The organism is Demequina iriomotensis, assembly GCF_000971395.1.
In the GTDB taxonomy this organism is placed as follows: Bacteria; Actinomycetota; Actinomycetes; order Actinomycetales; family Demequinaceae; genus Demequina; species Demequina iriomotensis.
Genome location: NZ_BBME01000014.1, coordinates 148,219 through 171,696 on the forward strand (window position 1 = coordinate 148,219; position 23,478 = coordinate 171,696).

The following is a 23,478-nucleotide window of genomic DNA, read 5'->3' on the forward strand; positions in this document are numbered from 1 at the left end:
GGCCGCGGCGGCGATGCGGCGCTTTCAGTCCTCGGGCGCGTCCGGGTTGCGCACCGTCGCGCGCGCGGTGGTGACCGGCGTGCCGTGCCGCCGCGGCCCCTCGACCACCACCGTCGGCGGCTCGACGCTGTCGGCATGGAACTGGCCCTGGTGATGCTCGGCGTCATGCGCGCCGAGCCACGCCGCGCACATGAGGATGATGCGGTTGACGTAGTCGACGAACACCATGAGCGTGATGACGGCCGCCGAGGCGCCGAGCGCCGCGTTCTTGCTCGAGCCGCCCACGATGAACGACACGCCGAGCCTCAGCACCCCGATCGCGAGCGCCGCCAGCACGATCACCCACAGCACCCGCCACGACAGACGCGCGCCGCCCAGCAGCATGAGCACCAGCGCGACGTACAGCATGTCCGCGATCACGCCCGCGGCGTACCCGATCAGACGGATCTCCCACGCGGGCACGGTGATGCCCACGGCGTCGGCGATGGTCCTGGCAGCGCTGGACGCGACCACCTGGATCGTGACGCCCACCAACGCGATGATGACGAGCGCGAACAGGCCGCCGACGTCGCGCACCTTCCCGAGCACCGGCGACGCCATCTCCTTGCCCAGCATGGTGCGGGTCGAGGTCCGCAGCCCGCGGATGAACTTGGTCGCGGTGTTGATCAGCACAAGGAACGAGACGACACCGACGATGCCGGCGATCGAGGTCGCCGAGCCCGAGCCGAGGTCGTCCGGCTTGATGATGCCGCTCTGGCCGTCCTCGGCGATGAGCCCGGGGACCGCGGTCGCGAGGTAGTCCACCAGCTCGGCACGGAGCTCGTCGTTGTTCGCGAGGAAGACCGTGGCGAGCGTGGTCGCCACCACCAGGCCCGCGGTCACGGAGGCCAAGGTGAAGTACGCGATCCCGGCGGACAGCACGGGCCCGTTCTGGATCGAGAAGCGCTTGATCCCGCGCCCCCAGGACGAGTTGTCCCACCACTCCTTGTAGCCCTTGCCCCGCTCGACGACCTCGGTGGCCTTGGCCTTGACGTCCTCCGTGGTCATGGAGCTCCTCAGCAGGTCAGCGGTGCATCGGGGGCAGCAGTCCCAGCCTGTCGTAAATGCGGTCCAGCGTCGACTGGGCGAGCGCCGAGGCCTTCGCCGCGCCGTCCGCGAGCACCGCGTCGAGCCTCGCGGGCGACTCGATCCACTCCTGCGCGGAGTCATGGAACGGGGTGAGGTAGTTCACCACCACCTCGGCGAGGTCGACCTTGAGGTGGCCGTACATCTTCCCCTCGTAGTCGGCCACGAGCGAGGCGACCGACTGCCCGGTGAGCGCCGAGTAGATGGTGAGCAGGTTGGACACCCCGGCCTTGGCCTCGCGATCGAAGGCGATCACCGTGTCGGAGTCCGTGGTCGCGGACTTGATGTTCTTCGCGACCCTCTTCGGGTCGTCCAGCATCTCGATGACGCCCTTGGGGTTGCCGTTGGACTTCGACATCTTCCTGGTGGGCTCCACCAGGTCGTAGATCTTCGCCGTCTCCTTGACGATGTGCGGCTCCGGCACGACCACGGTCCCCTCGCCCAGGCGCGTGTTGAGACGCTCGGCGAGGTTGCGCGACAGCTCGAGGTGCTGGCGCTGGTCCTCGCCCACAGGCACCACGTCGGTGTCGTACAGCAGGATGTCCGCCGCCATGAGGATGGGGTAGGTGAAGAGGCCGACGTTCGCGCCGGACTCGCCCGTCTTCTGGGCCTTGTCCTTGAACTGCGTCATGCGCGAGGCCTCGCCCATGCCGGTGAACGTCGACAGCACCCACGCGAGCTCGGCGTGCTGCGGCACATGCGACTGCACGAAGCACAGCGAGCGCTCCGGGTCCACGCCCGCGGCGAGGTACTGGGCCGCGGTCCGGCGGGTGCGCGCGCGCAGCAGGCTCGGATCCGGCGCCTGGGTCAGCGCGTGCAGGTCGACCACGGAGTAGATCGCGTCGTGGGTGTCCTGGAGCTTCACCCACTCGACCAGGGCGCCCAGGTAGTTGCCGAGGTGCAGGGAGTCGGAGGTGGGCTGCATGCCCGAGAACACACGAGTCATGGGGCCATTGTTCCAAACAATGCGAGCGCTCCCGCACCCTCCGCCCCTGACAGCAGCAACGGATCTCGGGGCGACACCCCGGGACGCCGGCCCGCATCGTCCCTTCTCACCGGCGTGTCGCGGCGAACTCCGTTGCCACTGCCCGGGCGCGGCGGCGGGGGGTGGGGGGACGATGCGTCAGGTGGCCTCGTCGTCGAACGGCGCCTTCCCCGGCACGGCCTGGGTGGCACGACGAGCCGCCGCCGCCCCTGCGGGCGGCGACGGCTCGTTGAGCGCATCGCGGACGATGCGGCGCGGATCGTACTGACGCGGGTCGAGCTGGGACCAGTCGACCTCGGTGCCGACCTCGGCCTTGATGGTGGCCTTGCTCGACTGGAACATGTCCCGCCCGCGCACGACGAGGGATCGCAGCTGCTTCGCGTACTCCGGCATCCTCTCGGGGCCGATCACCACGATGGCGACCAGCACGAGGATGAGGAGCTCCCCGCCGTTGATATCGAGCATGGACCTATTCTGACGGCTCCGGGAACAGCCGGCCGCCAAGGCCACCCTCGTCGTCCTGATTCTGCGGCAGCTGCTCGTCGCCGCTGTCCTCGTAGGTGACCGAGGTGTTGGCCGCGAGCGTGACCGCGATGTCCTGGGTGTCGTCGCCCCGCTGGACCGTGAGCGTCACCGTGTCGCCCGGCGCCTTGGCGCGGATCGCGACGATGAGCTCCTCGGAGCGGGTGATGGGACGGCCGTCGATCGCGGTGATGATGTCGCCCGCCTCGATACCGGCCTCGGCGGCCGGGCCGCCGGAGGCGACGGCGTTGGTCGCGTCCGCCACCTTGACGCCCTCGCCCGTGTAGCTGCCGTCGAGCTGGACGCCCACGACCGGGTAGGTCGCCTCGCCGGTCGCGATGATCTCCTCGGCCGTGCGGCGCGCCTGGTTCGACGGGATCGCGAAGCCCAGGCCCACGGAGCCCGCCTGCTCGGTCGTGCTGCTGGAGAGCGACGCGATCGCGGAGTTGATGCCGATGACCTCGCCCTCCGAGTTGATGAGCGGTCCGCCCGAGTTGCCGGGGTTGATCGCGGCATCGGTCTGGATCGCGTCGATGAACGCGGTCGACGACGTGTCGCCGGCCGTGACCGGGCGGTGGAGCGCGGACACGATGCCCGTGGTCACCGTGGACTCGAGGCCCAGCGGCGAGCCGATCGCGACGACGTCGTCGCCCACCACCAGCTCGTCCGAGTCGCCGAGGACCAGGGGCGTCAGCCCGTCCGCGTCGATCTTGACCACGGCGAGGTCGTAGTCGGCCGTCGCGCCGACCACGTCGCCCTGGTACTCGGTGCCGTCGCTCATCACCACGGTGACGGTGTCGTTGTCCGAGCCGTCGACCACGTGGTTGTTGGTGAGGATGTAGCCGTCCTCGCGGATGATGAAGCCCGAGCCCTCCGCGGCCTCCTCGCCGTTCTGGATGTTCTCGATCGAGACCACCGACGGCATGACGGCGGAGGCGATCGCGGCGACCGTGTTCTCGTCGGTGCGCGCGATGGTCGAGCTGCTCGACGTCGGAAGCGTCGACGTGCTCGAGCCGGAGGAGCCGCCCGAGGAGGTGCCCGAGTCGGCGACGAAGGAGTCGTACGCCCACGCGCCGCCGAAGCCCGCGCCGAGCGCGAGCACCAGCGCCGCGACGACGATGGCGGCGATGGCGCCACGGCCCACGCCGCGCTGCTCGCGCGGCGCGCCGGGCGCGGCCGCATACGCGGTGTCGTCCACCGGCGGCTCGGCCGGAGGCATGAAGGGCTGCACCTCCGTGGGCGCGGTCGGCGCCGCCTCGACGGAGGCGGGCGCGGCGGGCGCGGCCGACCCCGTGGGTGCGGCCGCGACGTAGGCGGGCGTGAGCTCGACGGTGTCGTTGGTCACGGGAGAGGCGTCCTCGACCCGCACCGTGGTGGCCTCGTCGTGGTTGGCAGTCGACTCGTCGGACGAGCCGGACTCGTCGCGCGGAGGCGCGAACGGGTTGTCGTTCATCGGGGTGTCTCCCTTATCGGGCTAGCGGCCGGAGAGGGCATCGGCGAACACGCCGAGCCCGGCCAGGACTTGGTCGACGAAGCCGTGCTCGTCGTCCTGAGGGAAGGCGGCCGCCACGTCCTCGAGGGTCTCCACCGCGCAGTTGCAGCTGAGAAGCACCACGACGTCGCCCGTCTGCCAGACGATGCGACCGGGAACCGTGTCGACCACGTAACCGTCGACGCCCTCGGCTGTGGTGCGCGGCATGTCCGCCACCAGCGCAGAGTTGAGGCGACCCTGCTGCTCGACGACGAGCACGGGCTCGACGTCGGAGAGCAGGGTGTACGTGAGGACCTGGGCGCCCTGGGGCGTCTCCCTCACCGTGGCCTCGACGGGTTCGAATCCACTCGACTGCCAATCCGGGTGGATCCAGCCGTCCGTCGGGACCCAGCCACGCATCGTGCTGGAGTCCATCCGGGCGACGCTGAGCATGCCGGTCTCGGAGGAGGCCGTGATGCCAGGATCGATGTCCTCGGGCTCGCCGGCGACATACGCGGCGCCCGTGACGGCGACAAGGATGAGGGAGGCCGACAGCGACACGACGACGGGGCGCCGGTCACGGCCGCGCGCCGCGCGCGCGTCCCGCCGCGTCTCGTGCGACGCGATCTGGGCCATCCGGTCCCGGTCGAGCAGCTGCTGCGCGAAGCGGACGTCGATGCCGGCCTCGGACGAGTTCAGCGCCTCGCGCGCCGCCCGCAGCTCCTTCCACCGCATCGTGCACGTGTCGCAGTCCTCGAGATGGGTCATCGCCTCGGCCGCCGCCTCGCGCGAGAGCCGGTTGTCCAGCAGGTCGTGGATCCGCTCGCCGAGGTGCCGCACCGTCACGCGTCACCTCGCGTGGGGGCACGATGCGCGAGGGACTCGCGAAGGCGGGCACGGGCCCGCGACAGGCGCGAGCGCACGGTGCCCATCTTGATGCCGAGCGTCGCGGCGATCTCCTCGTACGACAGGCCCTCGATGTCGCTGAGCACCACGGCGGCGCGGTACTCCGGCGGCAGGTCCGCGAGCGCCTCGATGATGTCGTCACCGAGGTTGGACATGTCGAAGGCGTCCTCGGGCTGACCCGAGCGCTCGTGCCGGTCGAAGCTGTCGGAGGTCGCCACGGCGGCGTCGTCGTCCGCCATGAAGTCGAAGCGGATCCGCTTCTTGCGACGCATGCGGTCGAGGAACAGGTTGGTGGTGATGCGGTGCAGCCAGCCCTCGAACGTGCCGGGCTTGTACTGCGACAACGAGTTGAACACGCGGACGAACACGTCCTGCGTGAGATCCTCGGCATCGTGCTGATTGCCGGTGAGGTGGTACGCCAGGCGGTACACGCGCGCCGAATGGTTCGCGACGATGCTCTCCCACGTGAGCTCCGGCGCACCCGCGGGGGCGCCCTGCTCGGCCGGGACGACGGTCTCGGTCATCGTGCTCCCCTCCAGACTCACATCGCTACAACGGGCCCTGACCTCTTCATGTTCCCACGGAGACCTGAGAGTTCGCTGGGACCTCCCGATAAGGTGGGCCCATGAGGAACGGGTCATGAGCATCGAGGCGGCCAACTGGGCGTACGCCGAGGACTTCATCGAGGAGGACCGCGTGGTCCTCGAGGCCCGCGACGTGGCCGACGAGCTCGGCTGCGTGCCGGTCCTCCCGGGCGCCTCGCGCGCGATCGAGGTGCTCGCCAAGGCGATGCGCGCCACCACCGCGGTGGAGATCGGCACCGGCGCCGGGGTGTCCCTCACGTACCTGCTGCGCGGCATGGCGCCGGGCGGCGTGGTCACCACGATCGACGTCGAGCCCGAGCATCACAAGGCCGCGCGCCGCACGCTCGCCGCGGCCGGCTTCGCCCCCGAGCGCGCACGCATGATCACCGGCCGCGCTCTCGACGTGCTGCCGCGGCTCACGGACGGCGGCTACGACATCGTCCTCATCGACGCGCGCAAGTCCGAGTACCCCGCGTACCTCGAGCACGCGATGCGCCTGCTGCGCTCCGGCGGCCTGCTGCTCATCGACAACGCGCTGTGGCACGGGCGCGTGCCCGACCCGGCCCAGCGCGACAAGGACACGACGGCGGTGCGCGAGACGCTCAAGGCCGTGCGGGAGGACGAGCGCCTCACGGTTGCGCTGCTCGACGCGGGCGACGGCCTCCTCACCGCGATCAAGGAGTAGGAAGCAGTCGACCCCGGCGCCGTCCGTGGACGATGCCGGGGTCGAGAGGTCTGACGATGCGCGACGGCTACTGGATCGCGGCGTGGAGCGCGTCGCCGAGCTCCTTGACCTCGTCGGCCGTGATCTCGACCACCAGGCGACCTCCACCCTCCAGCGGGACCCGCATCACGTAGCTGCGACCCTCCTTCACGACCTCCATAGGGCCGTCACCGGTGCGGGGCTTCATTGCAGCCATCGTGTGGTTCTCCTCGAGCTGAGTCAGGCGTCGTCCGTCGCGACGTTGCGCCCCATTCTACTTCGGTAGCGGGAGCGTTCCCAAATCCCCTCCCCGGTGCGCCGCGCCGCCGGTCAGCCGTCCGCGCGCACGGCGAGGACGTGGCGCACCGCGTCCTCCGGGTCGTCCGTCACGTAGACCAGGTCGAGGTCCGTCGGCGAGATCTTGCCTCCCGCCTCGAGCGTGCCCCGGAGCCACGCGAGCAGCCCGTCCCAGTAGTCGTGCCCGAGCAGCACGATGGGGAAGCGCTTGACCGTCCGCGTCTGGACCAGGGTGAGGCACTCGAACAGCTCGTCGAGGGTCCCGAAGCCGCCGGGCAGGGCGATGAAGCCCTCGGCGTACTTGACGAACATCGTCTTGCGGGCGAAGAAGTAGCGGAAGGTCATGCCGAGGTTGACGTGCTCGTTGATGCCCTGCTCGAAGGGCAGCTCGATGCCGAGGCCCACCGACAGCCCGCCCGCCTGGGCCGCGCCCTTGTTCGCCGCCTCCATGCATCCCGGACCGCCGCCCGTGATGACGGCGTAGCCCGACTCGACCAGGAGCCTGCCGATGATCTCCCCGGCGGCGTACTCGTCGGAGCCGGGGGCGGAACGCGCCGAGCCGAACACCGTGATCGCGGGACCGAGCTCCGCGAGGGCGCCGAAGCCCTCGACGAACTCGGACTGGATGCGGAGCACCCGCCACGGATCGCCGTGCAGCCACTCCGCACGGTGGTGCTCGTCGAGAAGCCGCTCGCTGGTCGACGACTCGGGCACGTTGCGCCCGCGCAGCAGCACGGGCCCCTTGCGGTACTCCTTCATCGGTCCTCCTCAGGTGGTGAGCCACGCCTCCAGGCCCGCGCGGCAGTGCCGGATGTCCGCGACGGGGCAGCGCTCGTCGTCGGCGTGGGCGAGCTCGGGGTCGCCGGGCCCGTAGTTGACGGCCGGGATGCCGAGCTCGCCGAAGCGGGCGACGTCCGTCCACCCCTGCTTCGCGCGCGGCGCGGCGACGCCCGTCGACGCGACCGATGCGGCGAACGATGCCGCGAGCGGCGCGTCGAGGCCCGGCCGCGCCGCGCCCGACAGGTCGGTGTAGACCAGGTGGTGCCCCTCGACCCCGGACGATGCGACGAGCGCCTCGAGGCGCACCTTCGCCTCGTCGAGGCTCCAGCACGGCGCGAAGCGGTAGTTCAGCGTCACCACGCACTCGTCGGGGATGACGTTGCCCGCGATGCCGCCGCGGACGCCGACGGCGTTGATCCCCTCGCGGTAGTCGAGCCCGTCGACCGTGATCGTCTCGGCCTCGTACGCCGCGAGCGCCGCGAGCAGCGGCGCGGCGCCATGGATCGCGTTGACGCCCTTCCAGGCCCGCGCGCTATGTGCGGCGACGCCGGGGATGCGCACCTCGGCGCGCATCGTCCCGTTGCATCCGCCCTCGATCACGCCGGACGTGGGCTCGCACAGCACCGCGAAGTCCCCCTCGACCAGGTCGGGGCGCTCGCGCGCGATCCGCCCGAGCCCGTTCCGGTCGGCCTCGACCTCCTCCTGGTCGTAGAAGACCCAGGTGACGTCGCGCGTCGGCGCGGTGAGCGCCGCCGCGAGCGACAGCTGCACCGCGACGCCCGCCTTCATGTCGACCGACCCGCGCCCGACGAGGTCGCCCTCGGCGGACCACGAGCCGGGCACGTTGCCCTTGATCGGGACCGTGTCGAGGTGCCCGGCGATCACCACGCGCTCGGCGCGGCCCAGGGACGTGCGCGCCACCACCGCATTGCCCAGGCGGAGCACCTCGAGGTGCGCCAGCGGCGCGAGCGCCGCCTCGACGGCATCGGCGATGCGGTCCTCGTTGCCCGAGACCGAGGGGATGTCCACCAGCGCCTTGGCGAGCTCTTCCACGGGTGCCGTCAGGTCGAGGTGCGTCATGCCGTCAGCCTAGCCACGTACCCTGGGAGCCATGACTCGCCCTGCCTTCGGATTCGGACTCGCGACCCTCGACAACAACGGCACCGTGCTCGACACGTGGTACCCCTCCCCCGCGCTCGGCGAGCCGAAGGCGCGCGACGCCGCGCCCGCGCAGCTCAAGGCCGCGGAACGCACCGACGACCTGCGCGACGTCGAGATCACGGTCGTCAGGACGGTCATCGACCTCGACGCGGCGCCCGCGTCGGTCGAGGACGCCTACCTGCGCCTTCACCTGCTCAGCCACCGCATCGTGCCGCCGCACGGCCTCAACCTGGACGGCATCTTCGGCGCGCTCACCAACGCGGTGTGGACCTCGGACGGGCCCTGCGCGATCGAGGGCTTCGAGCAGGTGCGCCTGCGCTACCGCGCGTTCGGCCGCCAGCTCACCGTGTACGGGATCGACCGCTTCCCCCGCATGGTCGACTACGTGGTGCCCACGGGCGTCCGCATCGCCGACGCGGACCGCGTGCGCCTGGGCGCGCACCTCGCCGAGGGCACCACCGTGATGCACGAGGGCTTCGTGAACTTCAACGCGGGCACCCTGGGCCACTCGATGGTCGAGGGCCGCATCTCGGCGGGCGTGGTGGTGCACGACGGCGCCGACATCGGCGGCGGCGCGTCGATCATGGGCACGCTGTCCGGCGGCGGCAAGGAGGTCGTGTCGATCGGCGCGCGCTCGCTGCTGGGCGCGAACGCGGGCGTCGGTATCGCGCTCGGCGAGGACTGCGTGGTCGAGGCCGGCCTCTACATCACCGCCGGCACCAAGGTCACCCTCAAGGGCCGCACCGACGAGGACGGCAACCCCGTCGTGGTCAAGGCGCGCGAGCTGTCGGGGCAGGACGGCATCATGTTCTGGCGCAACTCGGTCACGGGAGTGATCGAGGCCGTCGCGCGCGAGGGCAAGGGCATCGAGCTCAACTCCGCGCTGCACGCCAACTGACGTGGGCGCGCGGCGGCGCTCCGGCGCCGCGCTCGCGGTGCTCGCCCTCGCGGGCGGCGCCGCGGCGTTCGGCATGTACCTGCTCGCGGCCCAGCCGCAGGAAGGCGAGCCGAGCGGACGATGCACGGCCTGGCTCGATGACGCCTCGGCGACGCTGACCGCGGAGCAGGCGGGCAACGCGGCGCTCATCGCGGCCGCCTCGACCCGCCTGGGCCTGCCCGCGCGCGGCGCGACCATCGGCCTCGCGACCGCGATGCAAGAGTCGAGCCTGGTCAACCTGGACTACGGCGACCGCGACTCGATCGGCCTGTTCCAGCAGCGCCCCTCGCAGGGGTGGGGCACGGTCGAGGAGATCATGGACCCCTACTACTCGGCGGACACGTTCTACCGGGCGCTCGTCAAGGTCGGCGGCTGGCAGGACATGGCGGTGACGGTCGCGGCGCAGACGGTGCAGCGCTCCGCGTTCCCCGACGCCTACGGCAACCATGAGACGCGCGCACGCCTGTGGGCCTCGGCGCTGCGCGGCTACTCGGGAGCGATGGCCGTCGACTGCGACGTCGCCGCCGGTCCCGGCACCACGGCCGCGGCCTTCATCGACCGCGTGGAACGCGACTTCGGCGAGGGCGCGTACCAGGTGCGATCCCTGCGCTCGCCCGACGGCGAGGTGTGGCTCGACGTGGTGCCCGCCGCGACGGACGATGCGGGACGCGACGCCTTCGCCGCGTGGGCGGTCGCGGTCGCCGCCACCGAGTCGGTCGAGCAGGTCGCCGACGGCGCCGCGGGATGGACGCGCGGGGCCGGGCTCGGCGAGGTCGAGGCCCCGGCACGCCCGCTCGGCGTGGCGGTGAGGCTCCTCCCGGTCACGCCCCCCGTCGATTCCCGCTGACGCCTGGGGCGCGCGAGCACCGTGAGCCGCGTGAGGCGGCCCTCCCGGTCACGCGCGGCTCCCACGTCACAGGTGTCAGTGGGAATCCACGGGGTGTCAGGACTCGCGCTGCTCCAGCGGGACGTAGCTGCGCTCCACCTCGCCCGTGTAGATCTGGCGCGGACGGCCGATCTTGGTGCGCGGGTCCGCGAGCATCTCGCGGTAGTGGGCGATCCAGCCGGGCATGCGACCCAGCGCGAACAGCGGGGTGAACATCGTGGTCGGGAAGCCCATCGCCGAGTACAGCAGGCCGGTGTAGAAGTCGACGTTCGGGTACAGCTTGCGCTCGATGAAGTACTCGTCCGAGAGGGCGATCTCCTCGAGGCGCTTGGCCATGTCGAACGTCTCGTCGTTGCCGCCGAGCTGCGTGAGGAGCTGATCCGCGACCGTCTTCACCACGGCGCCGCGCGGATCGTACGACTTGTAGACGCGGTGGCCGAAGCCCATGAGGCGGGCACCCTCGGCCTTGTCCTTGACCTTGGCGACGAACTGCTCGATGGTGTCGCCCGACTCCTTGATCTGGTCGAACATGCGCAGCGCCGCCTCGTTGGCACCGCCGTGCAGCGGACCCGAGAGCGCGCCGACGCCGGCGGCGACCGAGGCGTAGATGTTCGCGTGGGACGAACCGACGATGCGCACCGTGGAGGTCGAGCAGTTCTGCTCGTGGTCCGCGTGGAGGATGAGCAGCAGATCGACCGCGCGGCGCACCGCCGGGTCGATGTCGATGTCGCCCGACGCGGGCGAGAACGCGATGCGCAGGAACTCGTCGACGTAGTGGCCGCCGCGGCGGGGCTCGATGAGCTCGCCGCCCTGGGCACGACGCTGGAGGTAGGAGATCACCGTCGCCGTCTTCGCGAGGAGGAGCACCGTCGCGAGCTCGATCTCCTCGGGCGAGCGGCCCACGGACTCCGGGTAGAACGTGCTGAGCGCGCTGATCGCGCCGGACAGCACCGCCATGGGGTGCGCGTCGCGCGGGAAGGCGTTGAGGAACGCCTTGATGCCCTCGTGGACGTGCATGTGGCGCGCGACGCGGTTGTTGAGCGCCGTGAGCTGGTCCTCGGTGGGGAGCTCGCCGTGGATGAGCAGGTACGCGACCTCGAGGAAGGTCGACTTCTCCGCGAGCTGCTCGATCGGGTAGCCGCGGTACCGGAGGATGCCGTTGTCACCGTCGATGTAGGTGATGGCGCTCTCGCACGAGGCGGTGTTCATGAAGCCGGGGTCGACGGTGACGAGGCCGGTGTCGCGCAGCAGCGTCGCGACGGACACGCCGTCGTTGCCGATGGTCGCGCGCTCCAGCGGGAGCTCCCGTGTTCCACCGTCGACCGTCAGCCTTGCGTCCACCACCTGCGCCATGTTCTCCCCTTCGAAAACCTCTGCGACCGGGGCCCATTGTTTGAGAACCGGTTTACTCGCGTTTTGCGAGCCTACTAGATGCGGAAGACACCCCGGTATCGCTCGCGGTGAGCGCGATCCGCACGTGGCGACGCGCCGCCTCGCCGTAGAACGCCCCCGGTGCGGCGAGGATGCCACGATCCGCGAGGAACGCGATCGTGTCCCAGCAGTCCTCGTCGCGGGTCGCCCACAGGTAGAGCCCGGCGTCCGAGTGATCGACCCGGAAGCCCGCCGCCTCGACCGCGGGCAGCAGCAGGTCGCGCCGCGCGCGGTAGCGCTCCTTCTGCTCGGCGACGTGCGCATCGTCCGAGAGCGCGACCGTCATCGCTGCCTGCACCGGCGCGGGCACGATGAGCCCGGCGTGCTTGCGCACCTCGAGCAGCGGCGCGATGACCGCCGGGTCGCCGGCCACGAAGGCGGCGCGATAACCCGCGAGGTTCGACTGCTTGGACAGCGAGTACACGGCGAGGACGCCCTCGTGGGACCCTCCGCACACGCGGGGGTCGAGGATGGACGGTACCGAGGCGTCGGACCACACGAGCTCCGCGTAGCACTCGTCGGAGGCGACCAGCGCGCCGATCTCGCGCGCCGCGGCGACCACCTCCGCGAGCTCCTCGACGCTCGCGACGCGGCCCGTGGGGTTGGACGGTGAGTTCACCCACACCAGGCGGACCGCGGGGTTGCCCCGCCAGTCGTCGACATCGTCGGTCGCGAGCGGCGCCGCTCCCGCGAGGCGGGCCCCCACGTCGTAGGTCGGATACGCCGCGCGCGGATGCACCACCACGTCTCCGGGGCCGAGCCCGAGGTAGGCCGGGAGCGTCGCGACCAGCTCCTTGGAGCCCACGGTGGGCAGGACGGCGTCGGGGCTCACGTCCGGCGCGCCGCGCCGGCGCGCGAACCACCCCGCCACGGCCTCGCGCAGCGCCGCGGTGCCGTGCGTGGTCGGGTAGCCCGGCGCATCGGCCGCCGCCGCGAGGGCATCACGGATGACCGCGGGCGTGGGATCGACGGGCGTGCCGACCGAGAGGTCGACCAGCCCGTCAGGGTGCGCCGCCGCGCGCGCCTTGAAGGGCGCGAGCGAGTCCCACGGGAAGTCCGGCAGCGAGCGAGGGCTCAGGCCCATGCGCCCGGGTCAGCCGTTCTGCGGGGCCAGCGACTTGATGAGGTCGTGGTCGTGCTCGATCAGACCCATCTTGGCCGCGCCGCCCGGCGAGCCGATCTCCGAGAAGAACTCGACGTTCGCGTTGTAGTAGTCGGCCCACTTGTCCGGGACGTCGTCCTCGTAGTAGATCGCCTCCACGGGGCACACCGGCTCGCAGGCGCCGCAGTCGACGCACTCGTCCGGGTGGATGTAGAGCATGCGCTCGCCCTCGTAGATGCAGTCGACCGGACACTCGTCGATGCACGCCTTGTCCTTGACGTCGACACACGGCAGAGCGATGACGTAGGTCACTGCGCCTCCTCCAAGCTGAGATCTACGGGGGTGCGGCCATCATACCGCCGGGCGAGCGGGCTCCGACCATGGCCGGTCGCCCATGCCCCATGGGGCATCCTTCCCGCTATTCGGCGGTGCAGGACACCCCGTTGTCGGGCTGATACGTCCACGTGTACGACGTCTTGTCGACCTGCTCGCCGTCGAGGTAGACCTCGCGCGTGTTGGTGATCGTGAAGCCCGGGTTGCCCTGCGGCGTCGCGATGCAGTCGTCGCGCGAGTTCTCGACGTCCTTCGGCTGGACGTAGTTGGTCTTGTCCGACGCGTACGTCTTGACCTCGAAGTACGGCGTCGACCAGATGTCGACATGCAGCCTGCCGGCCTCGACATACGAGTTGAGCACGAGCGCGTAGGGCGTGTTGTTCTTGAAGCGCATGTCGAGCGCGCCCACGTAGATGGTCGCCTCGCGCCCCGCCGGGTAGCGGTCGAACCACTTGGTGTGGGGACGATGCTCGACGTCCTCGAGACCGGCGAAGTAGCCCGCGTTGAACGTGGTGGTCGCCATCTGCGACAGGCCGCCGCCGATGCCGTCCGTGAGGAAGCCGTCCACGATGACGTGCGCGTCCTGGTAGCCGCCCGCGGCCGTGATGGGGGCGAGCGTGTCGAGCAGCGAGAACGTCTCGTCGGGCTTCACCACCGTGCCCGCGACCTTCGAGGCGCCCACCACAAGGTTCTGCGTGCGGATGGGCTCGTTGGTGAGCGGCGTGTCGAAGGACGACACCTTCTTCTTGAAGTCCGTCACGCCCAGGTCGTCGCTCGTGACCGCAGCCTCGGTGTCCTGGTACGGGAGCTCGCCCGCGCGCTCCGGCGTCATCGCCGCGGCCACCACGGCCTCGCCCAGCGCGGCACCGTCGATGGCACGGCCCGGCTGCGACTTCTTGATCTTGATGTCGTGGCTCGCGGTGAAGGAGAACGATGCGGAGGTCGCGGCGCTCACGAGGTCCGGGTCGGCGGACTCCAGCTCGGCGGCCAGCGTGAGGCCGTCGACCACGAGCGCCAGCTCGCCGCCGTCCTCCTCCACCGAGCCGAGCCGCGTGAGCTGGTCCGCGGTCACGGTCGCGTCGCCGTTCTCCCCGATCATGTCGACGTCGCCCGCGAGGATCTCCGAGTTGAGCTCGGTCACGAACTCCTCGGCCGTCTCGGTGGTGACCGCGGCCGGCTTGGCGATGGTGACCGCCTCGTAGGTCTCGACGGGCCACGTCGCGCCCAGCCCGTCCGCCGTCTCCTCCGGGTCGATCGCGAGGCCGTCGGTGGCGGGCTCGGCGCTGGCTCCCGTCGAGGCGATCTCGACGCTCGCGTCCTGACCGTCGATCTCGAGGGCGTCGCGCGTGCCGTCGATCGCCTCGACCAGGGCATCGTGATCGACCACCGTGACCACGTCGACCTCCGTGCCGCGTCCCGTGAAGGACCGCAGGATGTCGTACGGCGAGAGACTGAAGGCGATGAGCTCGTCGACGGTGGCGCCCGCGCCCGCGATGAGTCCGGAGTCGGCGGGGTCGATGCTCGCCTCGCGGTCCTCGGCGGTCAGCACCACCGGCGCCGCGTTGAGCTCCTCGACCGCGGGCTGGAGCGCGGCGACGGCCTCGTCGCGGTCCATGCCGCCCAGGTCGACGCCGAGCACCGTGGTGCCTGCGGGGATCCGCTGCGCGGCGTAGGCCGCCGCCGCGCCGTAGCCGGCGATCAGGAGCACGACCACGAGCAGCAGCACCCATCGACCCCAGCGCACGCCGCCCCGCTTCCCCTCGTCGGACCCCTCGACGGCGTCGCCGTCCGTCTCCTCCGCCGGCTCCTCCACGGCGGCCGTCCCGCGCGCATCGTCCTGCTCCTCGGGCGCGGGCGCCGGCACCGCGGGCAGCACGGCGGTCTCCTGGTCGTCGGCGCCCAGCGGCCGCTCGGGCGCCGGTTCCGCGAGGAAGGACGGCACGTACTCGTAGTCCTGCTCGAGCTCCACCTCGAGCTCCGGCGACGCCTCGGGTGCGTCGTCGTCCCGGTCGAGCTCGGCGTCGATCTCCGCCTGCGCCTCGTCGACCTCGTCCTCGAGGCGCTCGTCGTCCCGCTCGGTCATGCCGCGACCGCCGGCCGGCCGACGAGCAGCCGCTTGGGCAGCAGGCCCGCCGCCACGATGACGAGCGCGCCTCCGTACACCCAGGTGAGGCCCCGCGCATCCGAGAGGATGAGCGGCGCGGACCCTCCCGGTCCCGGCGTCGACAGCACCATCGTCAGCGCGACCCACACGCCCGCGAACGCGCCGAGGCCGCCGAAGCCCCGCCACGTCCGCGCGAACGTGCTCGCCGCCGCGACGAGCAGCAGGGCCGCCGTCACCCCGAACCACCCGTAGGCGCGATGGGATCCAGCACCCACGAGCGCGACCAGCGCACCCACGAGCGCGATCGTCAGATAGGACGAGACGATGCGAGCCATGCCGCCCATCGTAGGGCGAAGGGTCAGGCGTTCTGGCGCTTGAGGCGCGACGCGGCGCGTGCCCGCTCCGTGCCGTCCAGGATCACCTTGCGGATGCGCACCTTCTCCGGGGTCACCTCGACGCACTCGTCCTCGCGGGCGAACTCGAGGGACTCCTCGAGGGTGAGGCGGCGCGGCGGGGCCAGGCGCTCGAGCTCCTCGGCCGTGGACGACCGGATGTTGTTGAGCTTCTTCTCCTTGGTGATGTTGACGTCCATGTCCTCGTTGCGCGAGTTCTCGCCGATGACCATGCCCTCGTAGGTCTCCTCCGTGGGGCTCACGAAGAAGGTGCCGCGGTCCTGGAGCGCCATGAGCGCGTTCGACGTGACGGCGCCCGAGCGGTCCGCGACGAGCGAGCCGTTGGTGCGGTACTCGATCGCGCCCGCCCACGGCTCGTAGCCGTGCGCGATCGACGACGCGATGCCGGTGCCGCGCGTGTCGGTGAGGAACTGGCTGCGGAAGCCGATGAGGCCGCGCGCCGGGACGATGAACTCCATGCGGACCCAGCCGGTGCCGTGGTTCGACATCGACTCCATGCGGCCCTTGCGCGACGCGAGGAGCTGCGTGACGGCGCCGAGGTGCTCCTCGGGGACGTCGATGGTCATGTGCTCCATCGGCTCGTTGAGCTTGCCGTCGATCTCCTTGGTGACCACCTGCGGCTTGCCGACGGTGAGCTCGTAGCCCTCGCGGCGCATCTGCTCGACCAGGATGGCGAGCGCGAGCTCGCCGCGGCCCTGGACCTCCCACGAGTCGGGGCGCTCGGTGGGGAGCACGCGGATCGACACGTTGCCGATGAGCTCCTTGTCGAGGCGGTCCTTGACCTGGCGCGCCGTGACCTTGGCGCCCTTGACGCGGCCGGCGAGCGGGGACGTGTTGATGCCGATGGTCATCGAGATCGCCGGGTCGTCGACCGTGATGAGCGGCAGCGGACGCGGGTCCTCGAGGTCGGTGAGGGTCTCGCCGATGGTGATGTCCTCGATGCCCGCGACGGCGACGATGTCGCCGGCCTTGGCCGACTCGGCGGGGACGCGGTCGAGGCCCTTGGTCTCGAGCAGCTCGGTGATCTTCACCTGCTTGACCGAGCCGTCCTTGCGGGCCCACGCGACCTGCTGGCCCTTGCGGATCTCGCCGTTGAACACGCGCAGCAGCGCGAGACGGCCGAGGAACGGCGACGCGTCGAGGTTGGTGACGTGCGCCTGGAGCGGGTGGCCCTCCTCGTAGGACGGCGCGGGGATGCGGTCCATGATGACCGTGAAGAGCGGCTCGACGGAGTCGCCCTCGGGCAGCGTGCCGTCGGCCGGCTGCGTGAGGGACGCGATGCCTGCCTTCGCCGACGCGTAGATCACGGGGACCTCGAGCAGCGCGTCGACGTCCAGGTCCGGGACCTCGTCCTCGAGGTCGGATGCGAGTCCGAGCAGGAGGTCGTGGGTCTCCTCGACGACCTCGGCGATGCGGGAGTCGGGGCGGTCGACCTTGTTCACGACGATGATGACGGGGAGCTTCGCCGCGAGCGCCTTGCGCAGCACGAAGCGGGTCTGCGGGAGCGGGCCCTCGGACGCGTCGACGAGCAGCACGACGCCGTCGACCATCGACAGGCCGCGCTCGACCTCGCCGCCGAAGTCGGCGTGGCCCGGGGTGTCGATGACGTTGATGGTCGCGCCGCCCTCGGGAGCGGCCTCACCCGTGTACCGGATCGCCGTGTTCTTCGCGAGGATGGTGATGCCCTTCTCGCGCTCGAGATCGCCGGAGTCCATCGCGCGGTCCTCGACGTGGGCGTGGTCGCCGTAGGCGCCTCCCTGGACGAGCATCGCGTCGACGAGGGTGGTCTTGCCGTGGTCGACGTGGGCGACGATGGCGACGTTGCGCAGATCGGAGCGCAGGGGCATGCGGGAACTCGATTCGAATTGAAGGGGTGCTCGGTCCGACATGGACCGCCGGGTCATTCTACCGGCGCACGCGCGTCGATTCCCAACGACAGGGATGAACCGTGGGAGAGGGGTGACGGATGGGACCGTCCCACGCGTCTCAGGCGCGCTCGGGGGTCACCTCTGTCAGCGGGAGTCCGCCGTCCGCGAGGGCGACCTCGTCGACGATGCCCGCGGGGAGCGTGTCGGGGACCACGTCGGCGCCCGGCAGAGCGGGCTCGGGGGCCACCGCGAGCGCCTCGTCCGGCTCGCCGAGCTTGACGAGGACGACTCCCGCGAGCACGAGGCCCGCGCCCGCGATCTGGATCGGCGCCGGGGCCTGCCCGACGAGCGCCCATGCGAACAGCGCCGCCGCGAGCACCTCGGTGAGGGCGATGAAGGAGCCGAGGCGCGCGCCGAGGCGGCGCGTCGCCGCGATGCCGACCACGTACGCGACCGCGGAGGTGATGATGCCGAGCAGCGCCACGACCACCCACCACGGCACGTCGCCGGTGACGAAGTGCACGGTGCCGGTGGCGAACGCGACGGGCAGCACGCCCGTCGCCGCGGCCACGCCCAGGATCGCGGCGGCGACCACCAGCCCGCCCCACGCGAGCGTGACGGGCGGGAGCCCGGTCGACGTCGAGCCGGAGATGACGAAGTAGACGGAGGCGCCGACCATCGCGCCGAGCGCCCAGCCGATGCCGACGAGGCTCACCTCGGCGGCTCCGCCGATCAGGTCGAGCAGCAGCACGAGTCCCGCCATCGCGACCACCGCGCCGAGGAGCGTGAGGCGGCCCGGGCGGTGACCCTTGGTCGCCCAGAGGTAGCCGACCACGACGATGGGCGACAGGTACTCGATGAGCAGCGCGACGCCCACGTCGAGGTGGCCCACCGCGAAGAAGTAGAAGAGCTGGGCGCCGGCGACCGCGAAGGCGCCGTACGCGATGACCGTGCCCGCGGCGCGACGCAGCAGCGACCAGCGGCCGCGCAGCGCGATGAGCGCCGGCACCGTGAGCACCACCGCGGCGATCGCGACGCGCACGAGCGTCGCGGCACCCGCCGTCCAGCCCGCGTCCATGAGCCCGCGCGCCAGGCTTCCCGACAGCCCGAAGGACGCGGCGGAGAGCAGCGCGAAGCCGAGGCCCTGCGCACGGTTGACGCGCGCAGCGTCATGAGTCATAGCGGTCATGGCTCATGACCCTATCGGCGCGTTTGGTAATGTGTCAAAATGACGTTCGCCCATGACACGGCCGAGGCGCTCGAGTCGGGCGTCTTCCTGTCCAACTCCGAGCTCGAGCCCGACACCCTCACCTCGTACGACGAGCTCGTCGAGTTCTTCGACCGCTTCGGCTACACCGGGGACCGCCCCGTCGCCGCGGACCTCGAGCCGGTGCGCGCGATCCGCACTCCGCTGCGGCGGCTCTTCCTCGCGAGCCGCGACGACGCGGTCCCGCAGATCAACACGATCCTCGCGGAGCAGCGCGCGCTCCCCCAGCTGGTCCGCCACGGCGACGTGGACTGGCACATCCACGCCACCTCCGACGATCAGCCGCTCGACGTGCGGATCCTGGTCGAGACCGCGATGGCGATGATCGACGTCATCCGTGCGGACGAGCTCCAGCGCTTCTCGCAGTGCGCGATGGACGACTGCGAGGGCGTGGTGCTCGACCTCAGCCGCAACCGCTCGCGCAAGTACTGCACCGTCACGTGCACCAACCGCGCGGCCCAGGCGGCCTTCCGTGCACGCCAGTCGGAGGACTGAGGTCGCGGAGCCGCGGCGGTCCCGCGTGGGACCATGACGGCATGCAGACCTTCCGCGCCCGCTCGTCCACGATCTGGGGCTGGGGCGCGATCGCGCTCGGCGTCCTGGTCGCCGTGATCCACGTCTCGAGCGTCGGCTTCAGCCTCGCGACGGGCGGCATCGGCCTCGGCGCCGCGGCGGCCCTGTTCGGCTACGGCGCGTTCCTCAGGCCCCACGTCGCGGCGCACGAGGACCGCGTGGTGGTGCACAACGTCACCCAGACCGCGACCGTGCCCTACGCGCGCCTCGCGGATCTCGAGACCCGCTGGTCGCTCGAGATCGTCGGCGACGACGGCCTCAAGGTCGGCGCGTTCTCCGCACCCGCCCCGAGCGCCACGGCCGCGCGGCACGCGCAGCGCGACGCCGCCCGGAAGGACGATGCGCGGGCGGAGTACGGCCGCGCCGGCGACCGCCTGGGCACCCCCTCGGGCGACGCCGCCGCGCTGGTCCACGCCGCATCGTCCGCCTGGACCGCGGCGCACCCGGGCGAGAGCGGCGGCGAGGGCCCGTCCATCGTGCGCCGCCCCGACTGGATCGGCATCGCCGTGGTCGCGGGGGCGATCGCCGCGGCGCTCTGGGGCCTGCTCGGCTGACCGCTGCTCGGGCCTACTCCTCGGGCGCCGCGGCGTGCGACTCGAGGAACTCGTAGAGCTCGCGGTCGTCGACCCCCGGGTACGTGCCCTGCGGCAGCGGCGAGAAGATGTGCGCGTGGACGCGGGCGCTGGCCCAGGCCCTGCCGCCCCACCGGCGCGCGCTGTCGGCGTCGGGACGGCGGCAGCAGCTGAGGTCGGGGCACCGTGACACCGCGCGGTTCTGCGTCTCACGGCCGCGGAACCACCGCGACTCCTCGTACGGCACGCCGAGCGTGATGGAGAACTCCTCGGCCTCGGTGGTGCCCGTCTGGGTCGCCTCGAAGAACGTGCCGACCGGGGTGTCCGTGTACTGGAAGTACTCGGTGGTGCGGGTGGTGCGCGCGAACGCGCGGCGCGCGCTCCAGTGCCGGCACAGGATCTGCCCCTCGGCCGATCCGGTGACGTCGACGGGCAGCGGCAGCGCGTCGTTCTCGTACGCGCGCACCAGGGCGCCGTCGCCGGCCGCGCGCAGGAAGTGCAGCCGGATGCCCAGGTGCGCCGTCGCGAGGTTGGTGAAGCGCAGCGCCGCCGCCTCGTGCGTCACGCCGAAGGCGTCACGGAAGTCCTCGATCGCGATGTCGCGCGACTTCTTCGCCGCCTCGAGGAACGGCACCGCGGCGGCCTCCGGCATGAGGCACGCCGCCGCGTAGTAGCTGGCATCCTGGCGCTGGCGCAGGAAGTCGGCGTAGTCCTGCGGCTCGCCGTGCCCGAGCCGCATGTGCGCCATGGCCTGCAGCGCGAGCGAACGCAGCCCGTGCCCGCCCGGGATCGAGGCCGGCGGGATGTAGATGCGGCCGCTCTCGAGGTCGAGCACGCAGCGCGCCGAATGCGGGAGGTCGTCGGCGTGGACGATGCTCAGGCCCAGGCGCGCGGCCATGAGGCTCACCGTGCGGTGCGTGAGCGCGCCGCCCGCATGCCCCACCGCGGCGACGTCCTCCGAGGCGAGCGCCTCGATCTCGGGCACGTGGTTGTCGACCTCCTCCATGCGCAGGCGCTGTCGCGTGTTCGCGCGCCGCGCCTCCTCGGGGGTGGCGATCGCCTGGCGCGCGCGGCGGTCGAGCTCGCGGTGGAGTCCCACGAGCGTGCGGAGCACGTCGTCCCCCATGCCGCGCGAGGGGCGCAGCGCGGGCAGCCCGAGCTCGCGGTACGCGGCCCCCTGCTGCGCACGCTCGAGCGCGATCTCGAGGGCCGCGCGCGGGCTGGGCGGGGCGTCGTCGAGCAGGTCCGCGACCGTCACCCCGAGCCGCGCGGCGAGCGCCGTGAGCAGCGTGAGGCGCGGCTCGCGCCGGCCGTTCTCGATGAGGGAGAGCTGGCTCGGCGCGACGTCGAGCTCGCGGCCCAGCTGGTCGAGCGTGAGGCCCGCGCGGGTGCGGAAGTGCCGCACCCGCCGGCCGAGCGTCGAAAGATCCTGCATGGATTTGACAGTAGCGAAAGAATCGCCAATCTTCACGCCGGATCTGCCGCCAAGTCGTGCACGCGGCCCCATAGTGTCGAGATCAGGCGCCAAGTTTCACGCCAGTCCCCCGACACCGAGGTCACGTAAGGAACCACCATGGCGATCATCGACCAGCCGCTCCGCGAGCCCGCCGCCCCTGTGTCCGTCACGTCCCCCGACGGCGCCGACCCGCGCATCGTCGCGTGGGTCGAGCGCCTCGCGCTCCACGCCACCCCCGAGGAGGTCGTGTGGTGCGACGGCTCGCAGCCGGAGCGCGCGCGGCTGATCCGCGACATGGTCGACGCCGGCACGCTGGTGGCGCTCGACCAGGAGAAGCGCCCGGGCTCCTACCTCGCGCGCTCGAACCCCGAGGACGTCGCGCGCGTCGAGTCGCGCACCTTCATCTGCTCGGACAAGGAGGAGGACGCGGGCCCGACGAACAACTGGGTGCCGCCGTCGGCGATGCGCGAGACCCTCCACGGCCTGTTCCGCGGCGCGATGCGCGGCCGCACCATGTACGTCATGCCGTTCGCGATGGGCCCCATCGGCGGCCCGCTCACGCGCTACGGCGTGCAGGTGACCGACTCGCCCTACGTCGTGGTGTCGATGGGCACCATGACGCGCATGGGCCACGCCGCGCTCGCCGAGATCGGGCCCGACACCGAGTGGGTCAGGTGCGCGCACACCGTCGGCGCCCCGCTCCGGCCCGGCCAGGCCGACGTGCCGTGGCCGTGCAACCCCATCAAGTACATCTCGCACTTCCCGGAGTCGCGCGAGGTGTGGTCGCACGGCAGCGCCTACGGCGGCAACGCGATCCTCGCGAAGAAGGCGTTCGCGCTGCGGATCGCGAGCGCGATCGGCCAGGACGAGGGCTGGCTCGCGGCGCACATGCTGCTGCTCAAGGTCACCAACCCGCGCGGCCGCGTGTTCCACGTCGCCGCGGCCTTCCCCAGCGCGTGCGGTAAGACCAACTTCGCGATGCTGCAGCCCACGCTGCCGGGCTGGAAGGTCGAGACGCTGGGCGACGACATCGCGTGGATCGCGCCGGGCCCCGACGGCCGGCTGCGCGCCATCAACCCCGAGGCAGGCTTCTTCGGGGTCGCGCCGGGCACCGGCCGGTCGACCAACCCTGTCGCCATGGACACCCTGACGCGGGACGTGGTCTTCACCAACGTCGCCCTCACGGACGACGGCGACGTGTGGTGGGAGGGCATGACCGATGACACACCCGCGCACCTCACGGACTGGTTGGGTCAGGACTGGACGCCCGACGCGGACCGCCCGGCGGCGCACCCGAACTCGCGCTTCACCGTCGCCGCGGCGCAGTGCCCCACCATCTCCGACGACTGGGACGCCCCCCAGGGCGTCACCCTCGACGCGATCATCTTCGGCGGGCGCCGCGCCACCAACGTGCCGCTCGTGTCGCAGGCCGCGTCGTGGGAGCACGGCGTCTTCATGGGCGCGACGCTCGCCTCCGAGCGCACCGCCGCGGCGGAGGGCACGGTGGGCGAGCTGCGCCGCGACCCGTTCGCGATGCTGCCCTTCTGTGGCGTCCACATGGCCGACCACTGGGCGCACTGGCTCGAGGTGGGCGCGAAGGCGCAGGCCGCGGGCGGCGCCCCGGCGATCTTCCAGGTCAACTGGTTCCGCAAGGACGCCGACGGACGGTTCCTCTGGCCCGGCTTCGGCGAGAACATCCACGCGCTGGCCTGGATGCTCGACCGCATCGAGGGCCGCACGGGCGCCGACCAGAGCCCGTTCGGCCTGGTCCCCGAGGAGGGCGCGATCGACCACGCGGCCGCGGGGGTCACCGACGATCGGTGGGCCGCGCTGTTCGGCCTCGACAAGGCGGCGCTGTCCGCCGAGGCCGACGATGCGGAGGCGTTCCTCGACTCCTACGGCGCCAAGGTCCCTGCGCAGGTGCGTGAGCAGCTCGCGGTGATGCGGGGCGCCATCGACTCGCTCGACTGAGGGGGATCGGGCAGAGGCAGGACCCGGCCGG

The 23,478-nt window shown here is 71.6% G+C and carries 23 protein-coding genes; 6 read left to right on the top strand and 17 right to left on the bottom strand.

The annotated features are described in order from the left end of the window. Positions 1-24 precede the first annotated feature (24 nt). The 6 genes from AOM09_RS09605 to sigE form a co-directional block, all read right to left on the bottom strand. A complete protein-coding gene (locus AOM09_RS09605; RefSeq protein WP_062387414.1) occupies positions 25-1,047 on the bottom strand; it encodes a YihY/virulence factor BrkB family protein in 1,023 nt (340 codons plus the stop codon). Between the two features lie 16 nt (positions 1,048-1,063). Further along, positions 1,064-2,071 carry a tryptophan--tRNA ligase gene (gene trpS, locus AOM09_RS09610; RefSeq protein WP_062387417.1) on the bottom strand — a complete coding sequence of 336 codons (1,008 nt, stop codon included), beginning with the start codon at positions 2,069-2,071 and terminating at the stop codon, positions 1,064-1,066. Between the two features lie 177 nt (positions 2,072-2,248). Further along, complete coding sequence (locus AOM09_RS09615) at positions 2,249-2,575, bottom strand: twin-arginine translocase TatA/TatE family subunit (RefSeq protein WP_062387420.1); 327 nt, start codon at positions 2,573-2,575, stop codon at positions 2,249-2,251. A 4-nt stretch (positions 2,576-2,579) separates the two neighbouring features. After that, entirely contained in the window at positions 2,580-4,085 is a 1,506-nt protein-coding gene (locus AOM09_RS15555) for a S1C family serine protease (protein ID WP_062387423.1), read from the bottom strand. 21 nt (positions 4,086-4,106) lie between these two features. Next, entirely contained in the window at positions 4,107-4,949 is an 843-nt protein-coding gene (locus tag AOM09_RS09625; protein ID WP_062387426.1) for an anti-sigma factor family protein, read from the bottom strand. After that, a complete protein-coding gene (gene sigE / locus AOM09_RS09630; protein ID WP_062387429.1) occupies positions 4,946-5,533 on the bottom strand; it encodes an RNA polymerase sigma factor SigE in 588 nt (195 codons plus the stop codon). The genes AOM09_RS09625 and sigE overlap by 4 nt, the downstream gene beginning before the upstream one ends. Positions 5,534-5,648: 115 nt before the next feature. Here sigE and AOM09_RS09635 point away from each other — a divergent pair, with 115 nt between their 5' ends. Further along, positions 5,649-6,278 carry an O-methyltransferase gene (locus AOM09_RS09635; protein WP_062387432.1) on the top strand — a complete coding sequence of 210 codons (630 nt, stop codon included), beginning with the start codon at positions 5,649-5,651 and terminating at the stop codon, positions 6,276-6,278. A gap of 67 nt (positions 6,279-6,345) precedes the next feature. On the opposite strand, the gene AOM09_RS14980 is transcribed toward AOM09_RS09635, so the two are convergent. The 3 genes from AOM09_RS14980 to dapE all read right to left on the bottom strand — a co-directional run bounded on the left by AOM09_RS14980 (position 6,346) and on the right by dapE (position 8,453). Continuing rightward, positions 6,346-6,513, bottom strand: a complete 168-nt coding sequence (locus AOM09_RS14980) for a DUF3117 domain-containing protein (protein ID WP_074789343.1) — start codon at positions 6,511-6,513, stop codon at positions 6,346-6,348. A gap of 113 nt (positions 6,514-6,626) precedes the next feature. Beyond that, positions 6,627-7,352: an LOG family protein gene (locus tag AOM09_RS15215; RefSeq protein ID WP_062387436.1), complete on the bottom strand. Its 726-nt coding sequence runs from the start codon at positions 7,350-7,352 to the stop codon at positions 6,627-6,629. Positions 7,353-7,361: 9 nt separating this feature from the next. Continuing rightward, positions 7,362-8,453: a succinyl-diaminopimelate desuccinylase gene (dapE, locus tag AOM09_RS15220; protein WP_062387439.1), complete on the bottom strand. Its 1,092-nt coding sequence runs from the start codon at positions 8,451-8,453 to the stop codon at positions 7,362-7,364. A gap of 31 nt (positions 8,454-8,484) precedes the next feature. Here dapE and dapD point away from each other — a divergent pair, with 31 nt between their 5' ends. Further along, positions 8,485-9,432 carry a 2,3,4,5-tetrahydropyridine-2,6-dicarboxylate N-succinyltransferase gene (gene dapD / locus AOM09_RS09650; RefSeq protein WP_062387442.1) on the top strand — a complete coding sequence of 316 codons (948 nt, stop codon included), beginning with the start codon at positions 8,485-8,487 and terminating at the stop codon, positions 9,430-9,432. A 1-nt stretch (position 9,433) separates the two neighbouring features. Beyond that, a complete protein-coding gene (locus AOM09_RS09655) occupies positions 9,434-10,318 on the top strand; it encodes a hypothetical protein (RefSeq protein ID WP_062387445.1) in 885 nt (294 codons plus the stop codon). A gap of 96 nt (positions 10,319-10,414) precedes the next feature. Here AOM09_RS09655 and AOM09_RS09660 read toward each other — a convergent pair whose 3' ends face one another. The 7 genes from AOM09_RS09660 to AOM09_RS09690 all read right to left on the bottom strand — a co-directional run bounded on the left by AOM09_RS09660 (position 10,415) and on the right by AOM09_RS09690 (position 18,797). Continuing rightward, positions 10,415-11,710: a citrate synthase gene (locus AOM09_RS09660; RefSeq protein WP_062387447.1), complete on the bottom strand. Its 1,296-nt coding sequence runs from the start codon at positions 11,708-11,710 to the stop codon at positions 10,415-10,417. A gap of 52 nt (positions 11,711-11,762) precedes the next feature. Then, positions 11,763-12,872, bottom strand: coding sequence for a succinyldiaminopimelate transaminase (gene dapC, locus AOM09_RS09665; RefSeq protein WP_062387449.1), 1,110 nt, complete (start codon positions 12,870-12,872; stop codon positions 11,763-11,765). 9 nt (positions 12,873-12,881) lie between these two features. After that, positions 12,882-13,202 (bottom strand): ferredoxin, encoded by a 321-nt coding sequence (gene fdxA, locus AOM09_RS09670; protein WP_062387452.1) that lies wholly within the window; start codon positions 13,200-13,202, stop codon positions 12,882-12,884. 106 nt (positions 13,203-13,308) lie between these two features. After that, positions 13,309-15,306: a VanW family protein gene (locus AOM09_RS09675; protein WP_062387454.1), complete on the bottom strand. Its 1,998-nt coding sequence runs from the start codon at positions 15,304-15,306 to the stop codon at positions 13,309-13,311. Then, on the bottom strand, positions 15,303-15,662 hold the full coding sequence (locus tag AOM09_RS09680; protein WP_062387457.1) for a hypothetical protein: 360 nt from the start codon (positions 15,660-15,662) through the stop codon (positions 15,303-15,305). The genes AOM09_RS09675 and AOM09_RS09680 overlap by 4 nt, the downstream gene beginning before the upstream one ends. Positions 15,663-15,685: 23 nt before the next feature. After that, positions 15,686-17,587, bottom strand: a complete 1,902-nt coding sequence (gene typA / locus AOM09_RS09685) for a translational GTPase TypA (protein WP_062387461.1) — start codon at positions 17,585-17,587, stop codon at positions 15,686-15,688. A 139-nt stretch (positions 17,588-17,726) separates the two neighbouring features. Beyond that, positions 17,727-18,797 carry an EamA family transporter gene (locus AOM09_RS09690; RefSeq protein WP_062387464.1) on the bottom strand — a complete coding sequence of 357 codons (1,071 nt, stop codon included), beginning with the start codon at positions 18,795-18,797 and terminating at the stop codon, positions 17,727-17,729. Between the two features lie 39 nt (positions 18,798-18,836). On the opposite strand from AOM09_RS09690, the gene AOM09_RS09695 reads away from it, so the two are divergent. Continuing rightward, on the top strand, positions 18,837-19,370 hold the full coding sequence (locus AOM09_RS09695) for a CGNR zinc finger domain-containing protein (protein ID WP_062387467.1): 534 nt from the start codon (positions 18,837-18,839) through the stop codon (positions 19,368-19,370). 41 nt (positions 19,371-19,411) lie between these two features. Continuing rightward, positions 19,412-20,002, top strand: a complete 591-nt coding sequence (locus AOM09_RS09700; RefSeq protein ID WP_062387470.1) for a hypothetical protein — start codon at positions 19,412-19,414, stop codon at positions 20,000-20,002. A gap of 13 nt (positions 20,003-20,015) precedes the next feature. On the opposite strand, the gene AOM09_RS09705 is transcribed toward AOM09_RS09700, so the two are convergent. Next, the gene (locus AOM09_RS09705; RefSeq protein ID WP_062387473.1) at positions 20,016-21,455 is read right to left on the bottom strand and encodes a helix-turn-helix domain-containing protein; all 1,440 of its coding nucleotides are present in this window, start codon (positions 21,453-21,455) and stop codon (positions 20,016-20,018) included. A 138-nt stretch (positions 21,456-21,593) separates the two neighbouring features. On the opposite strand from AOM09_RS09705, the gene AOM09_RS09710 reads away from it, so the two are divergent. After that, positions 21,594-23,447, top strand: a complete 1,854-nt coding sequence (locus AOM09_RS09710) for a phosphoenolpyruvate carboxykinase (GTP) (protein ID WP_062387476.1) — start codon at positions 21,594-21,596, stop codon at positions 23,445-23,447. Positions 23,448-23,478 lie beyond the last annotated feature (31 nt).

Coding starts and splice junctions, on each gene's coding strand:
- AOM09_RS09605 (WP_062387414.1), bottom strand. CDS start 1,047: ATGACCACGGAGGACGTCAAGGCCAAGGCCACCGAGGTCGTCGAGCGG.
- trpS (WP_062387417.1), bottom strand. CDS start 2,071: ATGACTCGTGTGTTCTCGGGCATGCAGCCCACCTCCGACTCCCTGCAC.
- AOM09_RS09615 (WP_062387420.1), bottom strand. CDS start 2,575: ATGCTCGATATCAACGGCGGGGAGCTCCTCATCCTCGTGCTGGTCGCC.
- AOM09_RS15555 (WP_062387423.1), bottom strand. CDS start 4,085: ATGAACGACAACCCGTTCGCGCCTCCGCGCGACGAGTCCGGCTCGTCC.
- sigE (WP_062387429.1), bottom strand. CDS start 5,533: ATGACCGAGACCGTCGTCCCGGCCGAGCAGGGCGCCCCCGCGGGTGCG.
- AOM09_RS09635 (WP_062387432.1), top strand. CDS start 5,649: ATGAGCATCGAGGCGGCCAACTGGGCGTACGCCGAGGACTTCATCGAG.
- AOM09_RS14980 (WP_074789343.1), bottom strand. CDS start 6,513: ATGGCTGCAATGAAGCCCCGCACCGGTGACGGCCCTATGGAGGTCGTG.
- AOM09_RS15215 (WP_062387436.1), bottom strand. CDS start 7,352: ATGAAGGAGTACCGCAAGGGGCCCGTGCTGCTGCGCGGGCGCAACGTG.
- dapE (WP_062387439.1), bottom strand. CDS start 8,453: ATGACGCACCTCGACCTGACGGCACCCGTGGAAGAGCTCGCCAAGGCG.
- dapD (WP_062387442.1), top strand. CDS start 8,485: ATGACTCGCCCTGCCTTCGGATTCGGACTCGCGACCCTCGACAACAAC.
- AOM09_RS09660 (WP_062387447.1), bottom strand. CDS start 11,710: ATGGCGCAGGTGGTGGACGCAAGGCTGACGGTCGACGGTGGAACACGG.
- dapC (WP_062387449.1), bottom strand. CDS start 12,872: ATGGGCCTGAGCCCTCGCTCGCTGCCGGACTTCCCGTGGGACTCGCTC.
- AOM09_RS09675 (WP_062387454.1), bottom strand. CDS start 15,306: ATGACCGAGCGGGACGACGAGCGCCTCGAGGACGAGGTCGACGAGGCG.
- AOM09_RS09680 (WP_062387457.1), bottom strand. CDS start 15,662: ATGGCTCGCATCGTCTCGTCCTATCTGACGATCGCGCTCGTGGGTGCG.
- typA (WP_062387461.1), bottom strand. CDS start 17,587: ATGCCCCTGCGCTCCGATCTGCGCAACGTCGCCATCGTCGCCCACGTC.
- AOM09_RS09690 (WP_062387464.1), bottom strand. CDS start 18,797: ATGACCGCTATGACTCATGACGCTGCGCGCGTCAACCGTGCGCAGGGC.
- AOM09_RS09695 (WP_062387467.1), top strand. CDS start 18,837: ATGACGTTCGCCCATGACACGGCCGAGGCGCTCGAGTCGGGCGTCTTC.
- AOM09_RS09700 (WP_062387470.1), top strand. CDS start 19,412: ATGCAGACCTTCCGCGCCCGCTCGTCCACGATCTGGGGCTGGGGCGCG.
- AOM09_RS09705 (WP_062387473.1), bottom strand. CDS start 21,455: ATGCAGGATCTTTCGACGCTCGGCCGGCGGGTGCGGCACTTCCGCACC.
- AOM09_RS09710 (WP_062387476.1), top strand. CDS start 21,594: ATGGCGATCATCGACCAGCCGCTCCGCGAGCCCGCCGCCCCTGTGTCC.